Source organism: Marinococcus sp. LNHM4E3-1, assembly GCF_056034405.1.
The window spans coordinates 171405-187886 of sequence record NZ_JBQLID010000004.1 but is presented as its reverse complement, the minus strand read 5'-3'; the positions used below and the strand labels follow the sequence as shown (position 1 = coordinate 187886).

The following is a 16482-nucleotide window of genomic DNA, read 5'->3' as shown; positions in this document are numbered from 1 at the left end:
TGCCGTATTCTGCTTTACTGAGTGGCGGAGGCGGCGGAAAGATCTTTTAATTCCGGAGTCAGTACTTCTTCCGTTTCCGGGCTGAAGAAGTGGCAGCGGTCCATATTGAAGAAAAGGTCGAGTTTGTCTCCGGCATGAATGCTGCTGTTCGCATCCACGCGGGCAATAACCTGTTTGCCGTTAACGCTGGTGTAAAGCATGGACTCTGCCCCGTTCATTTCAGCTACTTCAATATCAAGGTTCAGTTTATTTTTCGAGGAAGTAGTACCACCCATTACATGGTGGATGTCTTCCGGACGAATGCCGAAGGTTACTTTGTCATCTGCAAATCCGCGGTCCCGCAGCGTCTGCATTTTGTTTTCCGGGATTTCAAGCTTATGTTCGCCAAGTTCAAGGATATTGCCGTTGATCTGTCCCTCGAGGAAGTTCATCGCTGGTGAGCCGATGAAACCGCCTACAAAAACGTTAGCAGGGTGATCGTATACTTCTTTAGGAGAGCCTACCTGCTGCACCACGCCGTCTTTCATAATAACGATACGGGTCGCCATGGTCATAGCCTCTGTCTGGTCGTGCGTTACATAAACCGTTGTACTGTTTAAGCGGCGGTGAAGCTTAATGATTTCTGTACGCATCTGTACACGAAGCTTCGCATCCAGGTTGGAAAGCGGCTCGTCCATCAGAAATACTTTAGGGTCGCGGACGATGGCACGTCCAAGAGCAACACGCTGACGCTGACCACCGGAGAGCGCTTTTGGTTTACGGTCAAGGTAGTCTGTCAGCCCGAGGATATCGGCTGCGTTTTTTACACGCTGGTCAATGTCATCTTTTTTGAACTTACGGAGCTTCAGGCCAAAAGCCATATTGTTGTATACGTTCATGTGCGGATACAGGGCGTAGTTCTGGAACACCATCGCGATATCGCGGTCTTTTGGAGAAACGTCGTTGACGCGCTCATCTCCGATATATAAATCGCCGTCCGTAATATCCTCGAGTCCGGCAATCATGCGGAGAGTAGTGGATTTCCCGCAACCCGAAGGGCCGACGAAAACGATAAATTCCTTGTCCTCAACATCAAGATTAAAATCATCTACTGCAGTAACGTCACCATCGTATGTTTTTGTAATGTGATTCATGCGGATACCAGCCATAATAAGTTCGCTCCTTTTGAAGAAGGTTTATGTTATCTGTTGCTTATATTAAAGAAAACGCTTACAGATTAATATAGACAACCTGAACAAAGTTAACAAAAGAAATGTTGTGCAAGGTGAATAGAAAGGCGCAGGGTGTTTGATCACCATCCCTGACGGCTCGTCGGTTTCAGACGGATTGAGACGAAGTCACAAACGCTCTGAAATCACGAACGGACGGGGATGGTAACACCCGGAGCTGGACAAAAGAAAAGCGCAGGGTGTTTATTTAAAGGATATTCGACTAAAATCGCTACATCCTGCAGCAACATCGAACTGACCGGCGTCATGCCGGCTAGCTGCGTAAAAATCCGCCTTCGGAGTGGATAACCTGGCCGACGATCCAGTCCGACTCGTCTGACAACAGAAAGGCGATTGCTTTGGCTGCGTCTTCCGGCTGTCCAATCCGGCCTTTACTGAATTTTTTCGACAGCTCTTTTTCCATAGCCGGATCCATCCATCCGGTGTTCGTCGGCCCCGGATTGACGGCGTTAACGTTGATATCATGCGGTGCGAGCTCGGCAGCCAGGGATTCGGTAAATGCCCGCACCGCTGCTTTCGTAGATACGTAGGCAATTTCGTTTACCATCGGTCCGAGATCCTGTCCGGAGGTCAGGTTTACGATCTTTCCGGTGATACCAAAATCAATCCACCGCTGGGCGATTTTCGTGGTAAGCAGAAAAGGGGTACGCATATTAACGTAATAATGCTCATCAAGCGATTCCCCGTTCAGGCGCTCGTAGCTGTCGTTGGCTGAATAGGCAGCGTTATTGACGAGTGCGGTCGGGAACAGCGGCAGCTCGTTCAGCTGATCGAGGAGTTCATCCGGCGCGCCCGGATTCGAGAAATCGGCTTCGATATAATAAATTTCGATGCCCTGGTTTTCGAGATGCAGTTTAAATTCTGCCGCCCAGTCGATGTCTGAGCCCCAGGTAGTGAAAATAATATTTTCTCCCCGCTCGGCAAGCAGACGGCAGACGGCAGCACCGATTCCCTGATCATGGCTCACGCCGGTTACTAGTGTTGTCATGGTATCGTCCTCCTTGAGCTTCTCTTCTTTTAAATATGAAGGAAAAGCGCCGATAAAGTAAACTAAAAACTAGTTTGCAGAAGAGAATTTTTCTGATAGAATAATAAAAAATGTTTGTGATCACAGATCACAAAGGAGCGAATGCTGTGAATCAACCATCTTTGCATGTGTCAACGTTACGTACAGAAGTGTACAAACTGCTGAAGCAGCAGATCATTCAGGGAGAGCGGCGGCCTGGCGAGAAGGTGACCATCCGACAGATTGCCGGGGAGTTCGGGGTGAGCACAATGCCGGTCCGGGAAGCGATTACGACGCTGAAAACAGAAGGCTTTTTGTTTGAAGAAAAACGGAGTGTCTATGTGAGCCGTCTGTCTGCCAGTGAAGTCCGCGAGCTGTTTGCCATCCGCAATAAACTCGAAGAACTGGCGGTGGCATGGGCCTTTGAACAGATGAATGAAGAGAACCTGCGCAGACTTCAGGAACGAATCGCCGAAATGGACCGGTACGCTTCGGATCCGGTGGAGTGGCGGAAGCAAAATCGGCTGTTTCACCAGGTCTGGTACGAGGCCTCCCGCTCCGAGCCACTGATAAAATCGCTCGAATACGTATGGAGCCGTATTGAAGCATACATGAACATCTATACAAATATTGATTCCGACGTGCATTCGATTCACATGTCGCAGGACGAACACAAGCAGATGCTTGCTCTGCTGCAGGAGAATAAGCGCGAAGAACTGCTTCAGCTGAACGGAGAGCACGCGGAAAAAACGGCCGAAGCCATTATCCAGGCCATTTCCGAGGAGGATTCGACAAATGAATAAACAGGAAGCGTTTATGAATAAGAAGCTGCGGCTCGAGCCTACGATGAACGGGAATCTTTCCGGCTATACGTTTGCAGTGAAAGACGTGTTCGCGGTTCATGGCGAAAAAACGTCTGCGGGCCACCCGGAATGGCTTCGAACCCACCCGGAAAACACAGCTAATGCGCCGGCAATTGAACGCCTGCTTCGGAGCGGGGCTGCGCTGACCGGAACGACCATCAGCGATGAATTAATGTACAGCCTGCACGGCGACAACGTGCATTACGGCATGCCGGTCAATCCAGCCGACCCGAAAGCAATACCAGGAGGGTCCTCGAGCGGATCGGCCTCAGCGGCAGCGGCAGGCAGCGTCGATTTTGCCCTTGGTACGGATACAGGCGGCTCGGTGCGCGTGCCCTCCTCCTACTGCGGCCTGTACGGCATACGCCCGACGCACGGGGCCGTATCGCTTGAAGGCATCGTACCGCTCGCTCCGAGCTTTGACACTGTCGGCTGGATGAGCAGAGACCCCGGGGTTTTACAGCAGGTAGGAGAAGCGCTCCTTCCGGCGGGAGAAGAAGAAACCCCGTACCGGACGATCTGGTGGGAGGAAGAGGCGTGGAAGGAATATGCCGATGAATACAAGAAGTCGCTTGGAAAAGTATTTTCCGCCGTGCAGGCGCAGGCCGAAACGCTGAATGAAAACAGGCTGGCGGAAGACTCGCTCGCAGAATGGGCTGAAGTTTTTCGGCTGCAGCAGGCAGTGGAAATTGGAGAAATGCATCGGGAATGGATCAGGGAGTATAAGCCGTCGTTTGGACCCGGTGTCCGGGACCGGTTTGCGTTTGCCGCAGACACCCGGCGGGAGGATTATCCCCACATATTTGAAAAACGGAAACAATTGCAGGAGGAGGTGCAGCAAAGGCTGGGACAAGACACGGTGATGGTTATTCCGACTGTGCCCGGACCGGCCCCGAAAATTCATGCCGGGGAAAAGGAGATCCAGGCGGTGCGGAAACGCACGATGCAGCTGACCTGTATTGCGGGTATCGGCGGGCTGCCGCAGGTAACCATTCCAGTGGAAATGCCGGGAAAAGCTCCGATCTCGATTTCAATTATCGCCAATCGGAACGATGATCGCCGGCTCCTGTCATTTGTCCAGCATGTCGTCCACCGTCTTCAGCATACTGATTTATAAAAGGAGCGATTATCATGATTTCATTTGATCCGCACCATCATCCATATGCATCCTACCGCACGTCAACGTACGGTAAAAAAGGCATGGTGGCTACGTCACAGCCGCTTGCTTCCCAGGTAGGTCTCGACGTTTTAAAAAAAGGAGGCAACGCTGTGGATGCAGCTGTTGCTGTAGCAGCAAGTCTGACCGTACTCGAGCCGACATCCAACGGAATTGGCGGTGATGCCTTTGCGCTCGTCTGGATGGACGGCGAGCTCCATGGCCTGAATGCCAGCGGCTATGCGCCGGAGGAGCTTTCGATCGACGGGCTGTATAAAGACGGCTACGATGAAATGCCAAAACGGGGACCGGTACCGATTACGGTGCCAGGAGCGCCGGCTGCGTGGGCAGAGCTGTCCCGTGCTTTCGGTAGGCTTCCATTTTCAGAATTGATCGCTCCAGCTGTGGCTTACGCTGAGGAAGGCTATCCGGTAGCGTCCACGCTGGCAACGCTGTGGGCGTCCGCCTTTGAAACACTGGAGCAAGAGCTCGATCCGACAGTGTTTGCCGACTGGAGCCGGGTGTTCGCTCCGGAGGGCCGCACCCCGGCTGCGGGAGAGCTGTGGAGCTCCAAAGAGCATGCGGAGACGTTAAAGGAAATTGCTGAAACAAATGCAGAATCGTTTTACCGCGGAGACCTGGCGAAGAAAATAGACACCTGCATGAAAGAGCAGGGCGGCTATCTGCGCTCCAAGGATCTGGCGCTGTACAAGCCGGAGTGGGTGAAGCCGATCTCGGTGCACTACAAAGGATATGACGTCTGGGAAATTCCGCCGAACGGCCAGGGGATTGTTGCTTTAATGGCTCTGAACATATTGAAGGGGTATGATTTTCAGGAGCGCGACAGCGTCAACACCTTTCATCATCAAATGGAGGCGATGAAGCTTGCATTTGCGGACGGAGAAAAATATGTCGCCCATCCGGACGCCATGACCCGGACCACCGAAGAGCTGCTCTCGGATGCGTATGGAGAGACCCGGCGCGGTGAAATTGGAAATGAAGCGAAGGTACCCGAAGCAGGAGATCCGCACAGCGGAGGCACAGTGTACCTGGCAGCTGCTGACGGGGACGGCAATATGGTTTCATTTATCCAGAGCAATTACATGGGCTTCGGCTCAGGAATGGTGGTGCCGGAGACCGGAATCGCCCTTCACAACCGGGCGCACAATTTTTCCATGGATGACAGGCACGCAAATGGGCTGATGCCCGGAAAACGTCCGTATCATACGATTATTCCCGGTTTTTTGACTAAGGGCAGTGAACCCGTGGGACCGTTCGGGGTGATGGGGGAATTCATGCAGCCCCAGGGCCATATGCAGATGATCATGAATACTATTGATTTCGGTCTTCATCCGCAGGCGGCCCTGGATGCACCGAGATGGCAGTGGAAGCGGGATAAGCTGATTACAGTGGAGCCTGACTTCTCCGCGGCAGCCGCTCAGGCGCTGAACCGGAAAGGCCATACGGTGAAAATAGAAACAGAATCCTCGAGCTTTGGCCGTGGACAGATTATATGGAGAGATCCGGAAACTGGAGTACTCTGCGGGGGAAGCGAATCCCGCACAGACGGCAACGTAGCTGCCTGGTAATAAAGAGAGAAGAGGTGGAAGTGATGCAGTGGAAAATTTTTCTCGCCTTTTTCCGGGTCGGTATTTTTGGCTACGGGGGAGGACCGGCGTCGATTCCACTCGTGCAAAAAGAAGTAGTGGAGCACTATGAATGGATGACCGACGAGGAATTCGGCGATACACTAGCGATTGCCAACACGCTTCCGGGGCCGATCGTCACCAAGCTTGCCGGATACATCGGCTACAGCCGCGGCGGTGTTCTTGGGGCGCTGAACGGAGTGGCGGCGATCGTCGCCCCCACGGCACTGTTGATGATTTTGTTTTTCAGCATTTTGTCCCAATACCGGGACGCTTCGTGGGTGAGCGGACTTGCAAACGGAGTGCTTCCCGTAGTGACGGTGCTGATGGGAGTGCTGACATGGGGATTTATTAAAAAATCCGGCGGTGACCTGGGCTGGAAGAAGACGATAGCATTTATTATCGGGGCCGCTGTGGTACTCGGCGTGCTCGGTGTGCATCCGGCGATCGTTATTGCAGTGCTTCTGATTGCTGCACTGGTTCAGAAGGATTCTGCTAAACGAGAGGAGGACACCTCCACGTGATTTACTTAGAGGTTTTTATGGCGTTTTTTATCCCGGGTATTCTCGGCTATGGCGGCGGTCCCGCCTCCATTCCGCTCATCCAGCATGAAGTGGTGAACCGGTATGAATGGATGAGCGTGGGTGAATTCAGTGAAGTGCTGGCCATCAGTAACGCCCTGCCCGGACCGATTGCCACCAAAATGGCCGGCTACATCGGATATGAAGTCGCCGGCTGGCCGGGGCTTGCTGCCGGTCTGTTTGCGACCGTTGCCCCGTCGTTAATTTTAATGATCGTCCTAATGGGCTTTTTGTACAAATACAGGAACTCCCCGAAGGTAAAACGGCTCACGGCTTACGTGCGCCCGGTCATCGGGGTACTGCTGGGCATATTAACGCTGCAGTTTTTCACCAGTGCCTGGGAAGGCGCAGGCGGCTGGCAGACAGCCGGGATGCTTGTGGCAAGCTATCTGCTGCTTGAAAAAACGAAGCTGCATCCGGCGCTGGTCATTGTGCTTGCCATCATCTACGGCATTTTGTTTTTAGGCTGATCGGTCTGGAGGAAGAACAGCCTGCATGGATAGTAAAAATCCCTGGAAATAACTGTCGGTTCCAGTGATGCTCCATCCGGCCTGCTCAATGTGCGAAAGGGTGGGGCGATCGAGGTGACAGCCGTCGCAAAAGTGCTTCCATACCGGCGTTATATTATGCTGGACACGCGCTGCCGCTTGTTGGGGCATCTGGACATGCTCGAGAAAATAGGCCGCAGCTCCCGGTTTACATACCCGTTTTAATTCCTGCAGTACCTGGATGGGGTCCTCGACAGAACAGAGCACGAGTGTACAGACAAGGCTGTCGAAGGTATTGTCGTCAAAGGGCAGTCGCTCAGCTGAAGAACCAAGTGTGCGAATCGGGATGTGAGCGTGCATCTGCGCCGGAATAGACTGCTTGCGCATCCGGTCATTCGGCTCGATGGCAGTTACTTTTGCAGCTGCCCGGTAGTAAGGAAAATTTGCTCCGGGACCGGAGCCGATCTCGAGTACGTGGCCGGAGAGAGAGGGAATGTGTTTTTGCCGGAGCGCATAAAGAAATTGTTTTTCCACCGGCTGCATGATCGGAGTATACAATAGAGGGAACATGTTCATCGTACCGCCGCCAATCTTTGTTTTTTTATAGTATAACAAAACCACCCTCTGCCTGGCAGAAGGTGGTTTTCTGTATTTAGGAGGAGTGAAGGGAGGCATTCGGATGAGACACAATGCAGGTGACATTGCCGTCGATCGTGAAGTCGGTCACGTGATTCGGGACGAGAAAATGATCGCCTTTTTGGATTGGGGCGCTGTCCGTCAGGTTATCGACAGTGCCGCTGCCCTCAATGACGCTGCAGAGCAGAAACGGCGCTTCGCAGGTGAATGAAGCTGTGCCGTGCACCTCCCATTTGTAGACGGAAAAGTAGTCTGCCTCCACAAAGGTGGTGACTTCTGCCTCGCCGTCGGATTCCACAGAAGGATCCACTTTAGCATCCTCATGAGGGAAATGAGTCACGTCGAGGGCCTGCTGCAGATGAAGCTCCCGCTTGTTTCCTTCGTTATCGGTCCGGTCGTAGTCATAGACGCGGTAGGTGACGTCCGAGTTCTGCTGAGTCTCCAGAATAAGCACGCTTTCGCCAATAGCGTGCATCGTGCCGCTCGGTACGTAAACAAAATCCCCGGGCTTTACCGGCACTCTCCGTAAAAAAGCGTCCCATTCGCCGGCGGCAATGAGCTCCGTGGCCTCTGACCGGCTGTCGGCGTTGTGCCCGAGTACGAGCTCCGCGTCTTCATCGCAGTCAATCACGTACCAGCATTCAGTCTTGCCGTATTCGCCGTTTTCATTAGCGGCGGCGTACTGATTGTCCGGATGCACCTGCACCGAAAGATCCTTGGCCGCGTCGAGAATTTTTGTTAACAGCGGAAAGCGGTCGCCTTTTAACGAACCGAACCATTCCCGCTTATCCTGCCAGAGGTTCAGGAGCGTTTTACCCGCGTAGGAGCCGTTCGCTACAATGCTTGAACCGTTTTGATGAGCGGCAAAGACCCATGCTTCACCGGTCGATGCTGATGGGATGTTGTAATTAAAATGAGTATGTAACTTATTTCCACCCCAAATGCGTTCCTGAAAGATTGGTTGAAAAAAGATAAATTGATCCATGGTCAGCCTCCGTTTATAATTTGTCTCTTATTTAATATGACAAAGAGCAGAATGCTTTGCAATTCCTGCGTGAATGTTTATGAAAATCCTTCCGTAAATTTTTTCCGTTCTCAGCGGAAATGCGCCCGGCAGCCCACTTCATTATAGGATATAGTAAAAGTATAGAAAATGGGAAGGGGAGCAGAACATGAAGCGGACACTTGGTATGTGGTACCGGAAGGACGGTACGCAGATGGAATATACCATTTGTGGGACTGGGGAGCCGGTGCTGGTGATGCATGGAGGGCATTCCAATTGCATGGAGGAGATGGGCTATGCACCACTCGTGAAGCGGGGATACAGGTTAATTACGCCTTCGAGGCCTGGGTACGGAGCCACAAGCGCAGAAATCGGCGCCTCTCTGGAAGGAACCGCAGAAGCCTGCGCCGGTCTGCTTGATTATCTGCAGATAGACGCTGTTCATGTGCTTGCGGTTTCCGCCGGAGGGCCGAGCGGGTTGATGCTTGCTTCAGCTTATCCTGAACGGGTGCGTACATTGACGCTTGAGTCAGCGGTCACTACCGAATGGCTGACGAAAAAGGATGCTGCCTACAAAGCAGCAAAGGTGCTGTTTCGGCCGATAGTGGAACAAGGAACATGGGCTCTGCTGAGGATGGCTGTCAAAAGAAGACCGGAAATGATATTTAAACAAATGGCTGCCTCGTTCAGCACGCTTTCGTATGAACGTATTCGTCAGGAAATAAACAGCAGGGCTCTTCAGGAATTTGCCAGTATGATAGCAGCACAGAGGTCTGGGAAGGGTTTTCTGATTGATGTGAACACAAATGCGGCAAAAGAGGTGAAGCCGATGATTGATGCACCGGTGCTGATTGTGCACAGTGAGCATGACGCTTCGGTGCCTCTAGAGCATGCGTACGAGGCTAAACGTTTAATACCTCAGGCGGAATTAACTATTCTGGATTCGTGGGGGCATCTGATCTGGATCGGGTCGGGAGCAGAGTACAGAGACCGTGCTGTGTTAAATTTCTTAAAAAAGAACCGGCTGTAAAAAAATACGAACATACGTTTTTACAGCAATCGAAAAGAAGTCCGGATGGGCTGGCAGTGCTATCATAAAGAAAAAGGAGACGGTTTAGAGACGACGTATAAGGAGGTACAAGGGATGGGCAACGAGGTGGACGAACAAAGAATTGCTGTTGACGTCAAAGGTCTGGTGAAGACGTTTGAATCGATCCGTGCGGTGGACGGGATTGATCTGGAGGTGCCGGCAGGAACAGTGTACGGAGTACTCGGTCCAAACGGAGCTGGAAAAACGACAGTTCTCCGCATACTTGCGACCCTTCTCCAGCCAAGTGAAGGCCGGGCAAGTGTGTTTGGCCATGATGTAGTGGAGGGGGCAGCGTTCATAAGGAAGCGGATCAGTATGACAGGACAGTTTGCCTCAGTGGATAAAGATTTATCCGGTTTGGAAAACCTTCATTTAATTGGGCGGCTGATGGGTTTTACACGAGCTCAGGCAAAAGCCAGGGCGTACGAGCTGCTTCGTGCTTTCGGACTTGAAGAAGCGGCAAAAAAACAGGTGAAGCAGTATTCCGGCGGGATGCAGCGCCGGCTTGATATCGCTGCAAGCATTGTCGTAACACCGGATCTGTTATTTTTGGACGAGCCGACGACAGGCCTTGACCCAAGAAGCCGCAATCAGGTGTGGGATATTGTACGGACGCTGGTGGATACGGGCACCACGGTGCTGTTAACTACTCAGTATCTGGATGAGGCGGATCAGCTGGCGGACCGGATCGCGGTGATTGACCAGGGAAAAGTCATCGCAGAAGGAACGAGTGGTGAATTGAAGGCATCAGTAGGAGTGGGCAAGCTGCATGTCCGTCTTCAGGACCCTGGGCAGCGGCCGATCGCTGCCCAGCTGCTGCAGCAAAAGCTGGGGACAGCTGTGAATTATTCCTCTAATGCCTCGGGATTGACGGCCCAGGTGGCAGAGAACAACCTGGCGGTACAAATACTCGATGAATTAAATAAAGCCGGTATCGCTGTTTCAGACTTTTCTGTAGGCAAACCGAGCCTGGATGAAGTATTTCTTACCCTGACTGGACGTTCAGCAGAAGAGGAAGAAGTGGAGGCGGAAGCATGAACAAAAAACAGGCTCCTCTCAGTCAGCAGGATGTGCTCCGTGCCGCAGTATCGACCAGCGAACGTCCGAAAAACGCAGGCCCGGTCTCGGCGTCACTTACCTTTGGCGGCAGAATGCTTCTGAAAATCAAATATGTGCCCGAGCAGCTGTTTGATATTACTGCTTTTCCAATTATCTTTTTGCTTATGTTCACTTATTTATTTGGCGGCGCCCTTGCCGGATCCACAGAAGCCTATTTGCAGTTTGTGCTGCCGGGGGTACTGGTATTGACCGTAGTTAGTATTACGATGTACACAGGTATCGAATTAAACAACGATATTACCAAGGGGATATTCGACCGCTTCCGGACCCTGCCAGTCTGGAGGCCCTCCGTTCTAGTCGGGGCTCTGCTCGTGGATCTTGTCAGGTATTCGATTGCTTCTACGATTATGATTACACTTGGCTTTATCCTTGGATTCCGGCCGGAGGGCGGGCTGGTGGGTGTACTGCTGGGCGTAGGCATACTGCTTGTGTTTGCCTTCAGTCTTTCCTGGATCTGGACGACGCTTGGCATCGTGATGAGGTCGGAAAAGTCACTGATGGGAGCAAGCATGATGGTTTTGTTTCCATTAACTTTTATCAGTAATGTGTTTGTGGATCCCGAGACAATGCCCAGCTGGCTTCAGCCGATTGTGGAAATCAACCCGGTATCGTTTCTTGTTGTAGCTGTCCGCGGGTTTATGGGTGGAGACCCGGCCTTTGCTGAGGTCGGATGGGTGCTGTTGGTTTCATTTTTATTAGTCCTCGTATTCGCACCGCTGACCATGTATTTGTACTATAAAAAGTAAACGGTCGTTGTGTATGTTTAAGACTTTTTCCGAAGTAATTAATGAATATAACGAAATAGGGGTGGATAAATGAAAACCATTGTGTACAAAAAGTATGGCTCCCCCGAAGTCCTTCAGCTCAAAGACATAGAAAAACCCGTACCTCAGAAAAATGAAATACTGGTGAAAGTAAAAGCGACCACTGTAACAGCCGCAGATATTCGTGCACGGAGCTTCACCGTTCCTCTTTCGGTCTGGGTGCCTGCCCGAATAGCCCTGGGTGTAAGGAAGCCGAAAAATGAGATACTCGGTATGGAGTTAGCTGGAGAAGTAGAGTCAGCCGGAAAAGAGGTCACCCGGTTTAAGAAGGGCGACCGGATTTTTGCCGCTTCCCTAAAGGGTTCTGGTGCATATGCTGAATATAAGTGTTTGTCTGAAGACGGCCCAGTATGTATTAAACCGAGTAATTTATCTTTTGGGGAAGCCGCAGCCATACCAATAGGGGCGAGTGCCGCATTGTTTCATCTTGAGAAAGCAGACATTCAGAAGGGGCAGAAGGTGCTTATCTACGGTGCTTCAGGGAGTGTAGGGAGCTACGCTGTCCAAATTGCTAAGTATCTTGGAGCCGTAGTTACAGGAGTTTGCAGCACGACGAATCTGGAATTGGTAAAATCACTCGGCGCTGATAAGGTAATTGATTACACCACTGAAGATTTTTCAAGTGAAGGAGCGACTTATGACGTTATTTTTGAAGCGGTAAACAAGAGTTCGTTTTCAGCTTGTATGAAATCATTAAAGAAGAATGGCACCTATATAAATGTCACAGTACCGCTGCCGGGCGTTAGGATGCTGTGGACGAAACTGACAAGCAGCAGGAAATTGATTTTGGCTCAAAATTCATCGGAAAACGCCGAAGCTCTCAGCTTTCTCAAGGAACTTGTGGCGACGGGGAAGCTAAAGGTTGCAGTGGACAGGTACTATGAACTTGAAGAAATAGTGGCAGCCCATCGGTATGTAGAGAATGGACACAAGAAGGGAAACGTCATCATCAATGTAAAACATAACGAAAACCCTCAATAGATGAAGCGGTTAATGCAGGTCCTTGAGGCAAATTAAACAGTACTTTTTAAAAAAAGATATTTTTTGACATTCTGCTGACACACAGACCACTTATAGTAATAAATGTAGAGGCCGCCACGGCTTAAAACACTTCCGCGCCGCACCAGGTACCAACATCCTTAGAAAGCGGAGTGAAAGCCGGCTTCTGATACAGTTGCCACGTAAACGGCATCGAATCATCATTTTCTTCCGCCCTATATTTGCTGCATTGTCGAAAGGGAAAGTGCATCAAACAACTGGCACATACGAAGAAAAGGTGAGGATATGCAGCTTACTGGTTCCAGGACCTTAAATATGTTGACCCCCCTAGAACAACGATTGATCGTCCTGTAACTGCAGAAGAAGCCGAAGAGTCATGTGGATACGATGGCCCTATGCAAAAAATCCAATTGTGTTTTAGCTGGGTATTATTACTCGGCTTAAGAGCTGCACTCACTCGGGTAGTGCACTCTTCATGGAATTACCCCCTAGATTCATATAGCTGTACGCCCTCGTTCCCCCGCGAGGGTCTTTTTTTTGTACCGGATTGCATGGGAACCCGTTTGTTCCTGCGCTTCGTTGATTTATAATGAAAGTACATAGAGAAGGGAGAGAGCGTATATGAGCTCGATTCTTGTAATTGAAGACGAAACATCGATCAGCCAGGTGCTTCGGGCCTATCTTCAAAAGGCAGGCTTTGAAGTGACTCAAATATATGAAGGAAACGAAGCCGTGGAGACGTTCGACCGCGGGAATTTTGATTTAGCCTTAATTGACGTCATGCTCCCGGGACGGGACGGATGGGCAGTACTCGAACATATTCAGAATACAAGCGACTGCCCGTGTATTATGCTGACCGCTCTTGGGGATGTGGACTACCGGTTAAAAGGATTTGACGGCGGGGCGGACGACTACATTCCGAAGCCTTTTGAAGGTGATGAAGTCGTCGCCCGTGTCCAGGCTGTACTCCGGCGCAGCGGTAAAACAGCCTCGCCAGCGGAGGAGGAGCAGTACCTTAAACGGTTCGGAAGCCTCGTCATTGATGAAAAGGCCTACGCTGTGACGCTGAACGGGCTGCAGCTCGATCTGACACCGCGGGATCTGTCGCTGCTTATTTTTCTAAGCAATCACCCGAATCAGTTTTTTGACCGGGAGCAGTTAATTTCCCACGTGTGGGGCATTGATTACGAAGGGAGCGACCGCGCGGTGGATTTGGCCATCAAGCGGATACGCCGGTCACTGAAAAACTGGCCGGTGGAAGAAGGAGAAATACGAACGCTCCGGGGAGTGGGGTATCAGCTCAGTGTTAAAGAGGAATAAAGATAAAAAAGTTTCGCTGCTCCGCTACTGGACGACGCGCTATTTTATTACGCTCTGCATCGGCTTGATTATCATTGGCCTGATTTCATTTTTCTGGCTCCGCTCCTATAATCTCGAACGCGGGCTGAACGTTACTTCCTTCCTGGCGGATGAAATCTCGGAGGATTTGGCCGGGGCAGAAGATAATTCGATTGGCTTAAATGCGGATCTCGCATCATACGTGCGTGAGCGTCAGCAGACGTTTGATATTGAAACGGAGCCGCTAGTATATGTTGTGGACAATAATGGAAATATTGTATCCAACTCTTTGTTCGGAAATTCCCTGTATCAGGAGCCTGTCGTGTTCCCGGATTCATTTCTTGATTCCGGGCCGCAGACGGTGAAAGTCCAACAGGGAAGTCTGGAGCAGTACCTGGTCAAGTCACGTATTCAGGGCGATGACGGCTCTTTCGAAGGATGGGTGGTGATCGTTCAGCCGGCCGATTCACTGGTAAGAGTCGGCGGTCAGTATCAATTGGTCGGTATCCTGCTGGTGAGTCTGGCTTTGCTCGGGTGGCTCACGATTTATATTCTTTCCAAACGAATGCTGCGGCCAATCAAGCAGATTGCCGAAGCCTTTCAGCGTGTAAAGGAAGAAAAGTACGCCATTCGTATTGATACCGAGGCGAAAGAGCGGGAGGTCGATGAACTGGTTACCGGCTTTAATGACATGACGACGAGACTCGGGCAGCTTGAAAGCATGCGTACCGAGCTGTTGGCCGGTGTTACTCATGAATTGAAAACTCCGGTTACCTCCATCAGTGGGATGGTGCAGGCGGTTAAAGATGATGTAGTAACTGGGGACGAGGCGAAGGAATTTTTGAGCGTGACGCTGGCGGAAACGGGCAGGATGCGGAACATGATTGCGGACCTGCTTGAATTTAACACCTTCTCCTCCCAGGGAGTGCCGACAGACATGCAGCCATTGACGCTGGAGTCACTCTTGAATGAGGTCATCCATCAATGGTCGATTTCCAATGACACGGACCGGCTGGATATTCAAAAGCTTTACGGCGAAGAGACGCATGCGGTTTACACTGATCCGATGCGCTTCCAGCAAATTATGGTTAATCTTTTGAATAACGCGAACCAGGCAATGAAGAAGGAAGGCACGCTGACCATACGATGCAGTGAAAAAAGCGAGCACATGGTGGCTATTGAAGTGATAGACAGCGGCATTGGTATTGATGAGGAGGAGCAGCTGCTCGTATTTGAGCGCTTCTACCGGGGAGAAAATAAAAAGTATAATGTGCACGGCCTCGGCCTCGGGCTGCCGTTCAGTAAATTAATCGCCCAGGGGCTCGGCGGCGACCTGTACCTCCAATCGAGCCGGCCGGAAGAGACCATCTTTGTATTTGAATTGCCGCAGGACGTGCCGGATCAGAATAACGATCGTGAAAAACAAACGGATGTGATGTAATAACCTCTTCCTGACTTTTTCCTGACATTATTTATCTATATGATGAATAAAAATATACTCTATATAAAAAGAGGTTGAGCAGATGAAAAAATGGATGTATGCCGTCATTACCGCCTGTATACTTTCGAGTGTTGCCCTGCCGGCCAATGTATCGGCGCAAAAAAGCGAAGCCGGAATAGAACGGATGGGTACGGATATCCGAGAAAATGATTTAATGAAAAAAGCAGAGCAATACGGCATAGCTGTCAAAGGCAAAGATGAACAGACCGTAATTGATGAAGTACTTTTATCGGAATGGAAGGAAAAAGCATCCGTTTACGGAGTGGAAGTCACTGAAGATGTTTCACAGATGATGGCGGGCGTAAGGGAGAAGGAAATTATGCACGCGGCCCAGGTGCTTGGCATTAATACAGAAGGAAAAGATACCGAGGATACACTTGAAGAAGTTTTAAATGACTATGCCGCTGAGGCCGAGGCGCGGGGGCTGTATCCGTTTGAACAGGAACTGTAAAAAGCAGCGTCCTCCCACGGGAGAACGCTGCTTTTCTGAGTTAAGGCATGTAGGTAGGGTCAAATGTGGGAAGCTTTAACAAATTGTCTGTTGTTGACTGATCCGGGTGGGTCCGGAGATAGGCAGGAGTGTCCGGGTCTTCCGGGTGAACCGTGTCCACGCGGACTTTGTCCCCGCCGTCTACGCGATAATAGTAATCCTTACCGTCATCAACGCTTGCGATCGCTTTTTCTATCGTTTCCTCGGTTCCGTCCACCAGCTGTATATGCGTAATGTGCTCTTCTTTTTCACGGCCACCGTCAAAATGAATGGCAGTAATTTGATAATCCATGAAAAGCCTCCTTTACATATTCGTATAATATGCGTGTTTCCCGAAATATAAATTTTTAATCTGGTAGAACTTTTTTCAAAGCTAGTACGATGGAAATGTTTATATTTAATACGTGTTTATATGTTGATAAGAATGTTAAAATATTGAAATTTTCTGATTTTCATTTCTCCTAGACTGCAAATAGTAAGGGCTGAAAAGGCCTAAATCTAGGAGGGTGAATA

At 50.6% G+C, this 16482-nt stretch carries 17 protein-coding genes; 12 read left to right on the top strand and 5 right to left on the bottom strand.

Annotated elements, in window-relative coordinates; translation table 11 throughout:
- Nucleotides 1–14: 14 nt before the first annotated feature.
- Nucleotides 15–1148, bottom strand: a complete 1134-nt coding sequence (locus tag ACTRXI_RS06070) for an ABC transporter ATP-binding protein (RefSeq protein WP_474261564.1) — start codon at nucleotides 1146–1148, stop codon at nucleotides 15–17.
- Between the two features lie 334 nt (nucleotides 1149–1482).
- Nucleotides 1483–2217, bottom strand: a complete 735-nt coding sequence (locus tag ACTRXI_RS06065; RefSeq protein ID WP_474261563.1) for an SDR family oxidoreductase — start codon at nucleotides 2215–2217, stop codon at nucleotides 1483–1485.
- A 146-nt stretch (nucleotides 2218–2363) separates the two neighbouring features.
- Here ACTRXI_RS06065 and ACTRXI_RS06060 point away from each other — a divergent pair, with 146 nt between their 5' ends.
- Genes ACTRXI_RS06060 through ACTRXI_RS06040 form a run of 5 tightly spaced genes read left to right on the top strand, consistent with a single transcriptional unit; the run spans nucleotide 2364 to nucleotide 6951 of the window.
- Nucleotides 2364–3038, top strand: a complete 675-nt coding sequence (locus ACTRXI_RS06060) for a GntR family transcriptional regulator (protein ID WP_474261562.1) — start codon at nucleotides 2364–2366, stop codon at nucleotides 3036–3038.
- Nucleotides 3031–4215 (top strand): amidase, encoded by a 1185-nt coding sequence (locus ACTRXI_RS06055; protein WP_474261561.1) that lies wholly within the window; start codon nucleotides 3031–3033, stop codon nucleotides 4213–4215. The genes ACTRXI_RS06060 and ACTRXI_RS06055 overlap by 8 nt, the downstream gene beginning before the upstream one ends.
- Before the next feature lie 14 nt (nucleotides 4216–4229).
- The gene (gene ggt, locus ACTRXI_RS06050; RefSeq protein WP_474261560.1) at nucleotides 4230–5843 is read left to right on the top strand and encodes a gamma-glutamyltransferase; all 1614 of its coding nucleotides are present in this window, start codon (nucleotides 4230–4232) and stop codon (nucleotides 5841–5843) included.
- Nucleotides 5844–5866: 23 nt separating this feature from the next.
- Nucleotides 5867–6424 (top strand): chromate transporter, encoded by a 558-nt coding sequence (locus tag ACTRXI_RS06045; protein WP_474261559.1) that lies wholly within the window; start codon nucleotides 5867–5869, stop codon nucleotides 6422–6424.
- Entirely contained in the window at nucleotides 6421–6951 is a 531-nt protein-coding gene (locus ACTRXI_RS06040; RefSeq protein ID WP_474261558.1) for a chromate transporter, read from the top strand. Before ACTRXI_RS06045 ends, ACTRXI_RS06040 begins: the two co-directional genes overlap by 4 nt.
- Here the strand turns inward: ACTRXI_RS06040 and ACTRXI_RS06035 are convergent.
- Nucleotides 6943–7584, bottom strand: coding sequence for a class I SAM-dependent methyltransferase (locus ACTRXI_RS06035; RefSeq protein WP_474261557.1), 642 nt, complete (start codon nucleotides 7582–7584; stop codon nucleotides 6943–6945). The two genes, ACTRXI_RS06040 and ACTRXI_RS06035, sit on opposite strands and share 9 nt — an antisense overlap.
- A gap of 37 nt (nucleotides 7585–7621) precedes the next feature.
- Nucleotides 7622–8590, bottom strand: a complete 969-nt coding sequence (gene manA, locus ACTRXI_RS06030; protein WP_474261555.1) for a mannose-6-phosphate isomerase, class I — start codon at nucleotides 8588–8590, stop codon at nucleotides 7622–7624.
- Between the two features lie 187 nt (nucleotides 8591–8777).
- Between manA and ACTRXI_RS06025 the strand changes: the two genes are divergently transcribed.
- The 7 genes from ACTRXI_RS06025 (at nucleotide 8778) to ACTRXI_RS05995 (ending at nucleotide 15930) form a co-directional block, all read left to right on the top strand.
- Entirely contained in the window at nucleotides 8778–9638 is an 861-nt protein-coding gene (locus ACTRXI_RS06025; protein ID WP_474261554.1) for an alpha/beta fold hydrolase, read from the top strand.
- A gap of 114 nt (nucleotides 9639–9752) precedes the next feature.
- The gene (locus ACTRXI_RS06020) at nucleotides 9753–10736 is read left to right on the top strand and encodes an ATP-binding cassette domain-containing protein (protein WP_474261553.1); all 984 of its coding nucleotides are present in this window, start codon (nucleotides 9753–9755) and stop codon (nucleotides 10734–10736) included.
- Nucleotides 10733–11563, top strand: coding sequence for an ABC transporter permease (locus ACTRXI_RS06015; RefSeq protein ID WP_474261552.1), 831 nt, complete (start codon nucleotides 10733–10735; stop codon nucleotides 11561–11563). The genes ACTRXI_RS06020 and ACTRXI_RS06015 overlap by 4 nt, the downstream gene beginning before the upstream one ends.
- 69 nt (nucleotides 11564–11632) lie before the next feature.
- Entirely contained in the window at nucleotides 11633–12622 is a 990-nt protein-coding gene (locus ACTRXI_RS06010; RefSeq protein ID WP_474261551.1) for an NAD(P)-dependent alcohol dehydrogenase, read from the top strand.
- A gap of 639 nt (nucleotides 12623–13261) precedes the next feature.
- A complete protein-coding gene (locus ACTRXI_RS06005) occupies nucleotides 13262–13960 on the top strand; it encodes a response regulator transcription factor (RefSeq protein ID WP_474261550.1) in 699 nt (232 codons plus the stop codon).
- Nucleotides 13944–15419: a HAMP domain-containing sensor histidine kinase gene (locus ACTRXI_RS06000; protein ID WP_474261549.1), complete on the top strand. Its 1476-nt coding sequence runs from the start codon at nucleotides 13944–13946 to the stop codon at nucleotides 15417–15419. Before ACTRXI_RS06005 ends, ACTRXI_RS06000 begins: the two co-directional genes overlap by 17 nt.
- Nucleotides 15420–15501: 82 nt before the next feature.
- Nucleotides 15502–15930: a hypothetical protein gene (locus tag ACTRXI_RS05995; protein ID WP_474261548.1), complete on the top strand. Its 429-nt coding sequence runs from the start codon at nucleotides 15502–15504 to the stop codon at nucleotides 15928–15930.
- A 40-nt stretch (nucleotides 15931–15970) separates the two neighbouring features.
- Here the strand turns inward: ACTRXI_RS05995 and ACTRXI_RS05990 are convergent, their stop codons facing one another.
- Nucleotides 15971–16261, bottom strand: a complete 291-nt coding sequence (locus ACTRXI_RS05990) for a DUF3892 domain-containing protein (protein WP_474261547.1) — start codon at nucleotides 16259–16261, stop codon at nucleotides 15971–15973.
- Nucleotides 16262–16482: the final 221 nt, after the last annotated feature.

What these genes read in the sequence shown, in the direction of transcription:
- ACTRXI_RS06010 (WP_474261551.1), top strand. Translation starts at nt 11,633, where the DNA reads ATGAAAACCATTGTGTACAAAAAGTATGGCTCCCCCGAAGTCCTTCAG.
- ACTRXI_RS06020 (WP_474261553.1), top strand. Translation starts at nt 9,753, where the DNA reads ATGGGCAACGAGGTGGACGAACAAAGAATTGCTGTTGACGTCAAAGGT.
- ACTRXI_RS06070 (WP_474261564.1), bottom strand. Translation starts at nt 1,148, where the DNA reads ATGGCTGGTATCCGCATGAATCACATTACAAAAACATACGATGGTGAC.
- ACTRXI_RS06045 (WP_474261559.1), top strand. Translation starts at nt 5,867, where the DNA reads ATGCAGTGGAAAATTTTTCTCGCCTTTTTCCGGGTCGGTATTTTTGGC.
- ACTRXI_RS06015 (WP_474261552.1), top strand. Translation starts at nt 10,733, where the DNA reads ATGAACAAAAAACAGGCTCCTCTCAGTCAGCAGGATGTGCTCCGTGCC.
- ACTRXI_RS06055 (WP_474261561.1), top strand. Translation starts at nt 3,031, where the DNA reads ATGAATAAACAGGAAGCGTTTATGAATAAGAAGCTGCGGCTCGAGCCT.
- ACTRXI_RS06025 (WP_474261554.1), top strand. Translation starts at nt 8,778, where the DNA reads ATGAAGCGGACACTTGGTATGTGGTACCGGAAGGACGGTACGCAGATG.
- manA (WP_474261555.1), bottom strand. Translation starts at nt 8,590, where the DNA reads ATGGATCAATTTATCTTTTTTCAACCAATCTTTCAGGAACGCATTTGG.
- ACTRXI_RS06065 (WP_474261563.1), bottom strand. Translation starts at nt 2,217, where the DNA reads ATGACAACACTAGTAACCGGCGTGAGCCATGATCAGGGAATCGGTGCT.
- ACTRXI_RS06005 (WP_474261550.1), top strand. Translation starts at nt 13,262, where the DNA reads ATGAGCTCGATTCTTGTAATTGAAGACGAAACATCGATCAGCCAGGTG.
- ACTRXI_RS05995 (WP_474261548.1), top strand. Translation starts at nt 15,502, where the DNA reads ATGAAAAAATGGATGTATGCCGTCATTACCGCCTGTATACTTTCGAGT.
- ggt (WP_474261560.1), top strand. Translation starts at nt 4,230, where the DNA reads ATGATTTCATTTGATCCGCACCATCATCCATATGCATCCTACCGCACG.
- ACTRXI_RS05990 (WP_474261547.1), bottom strand. Translation starts at nt 16,261, where the DNA reads ATGGATTATCAAATTACTGCCATTCATTTTGACGGTGGCCGTGAAAAA.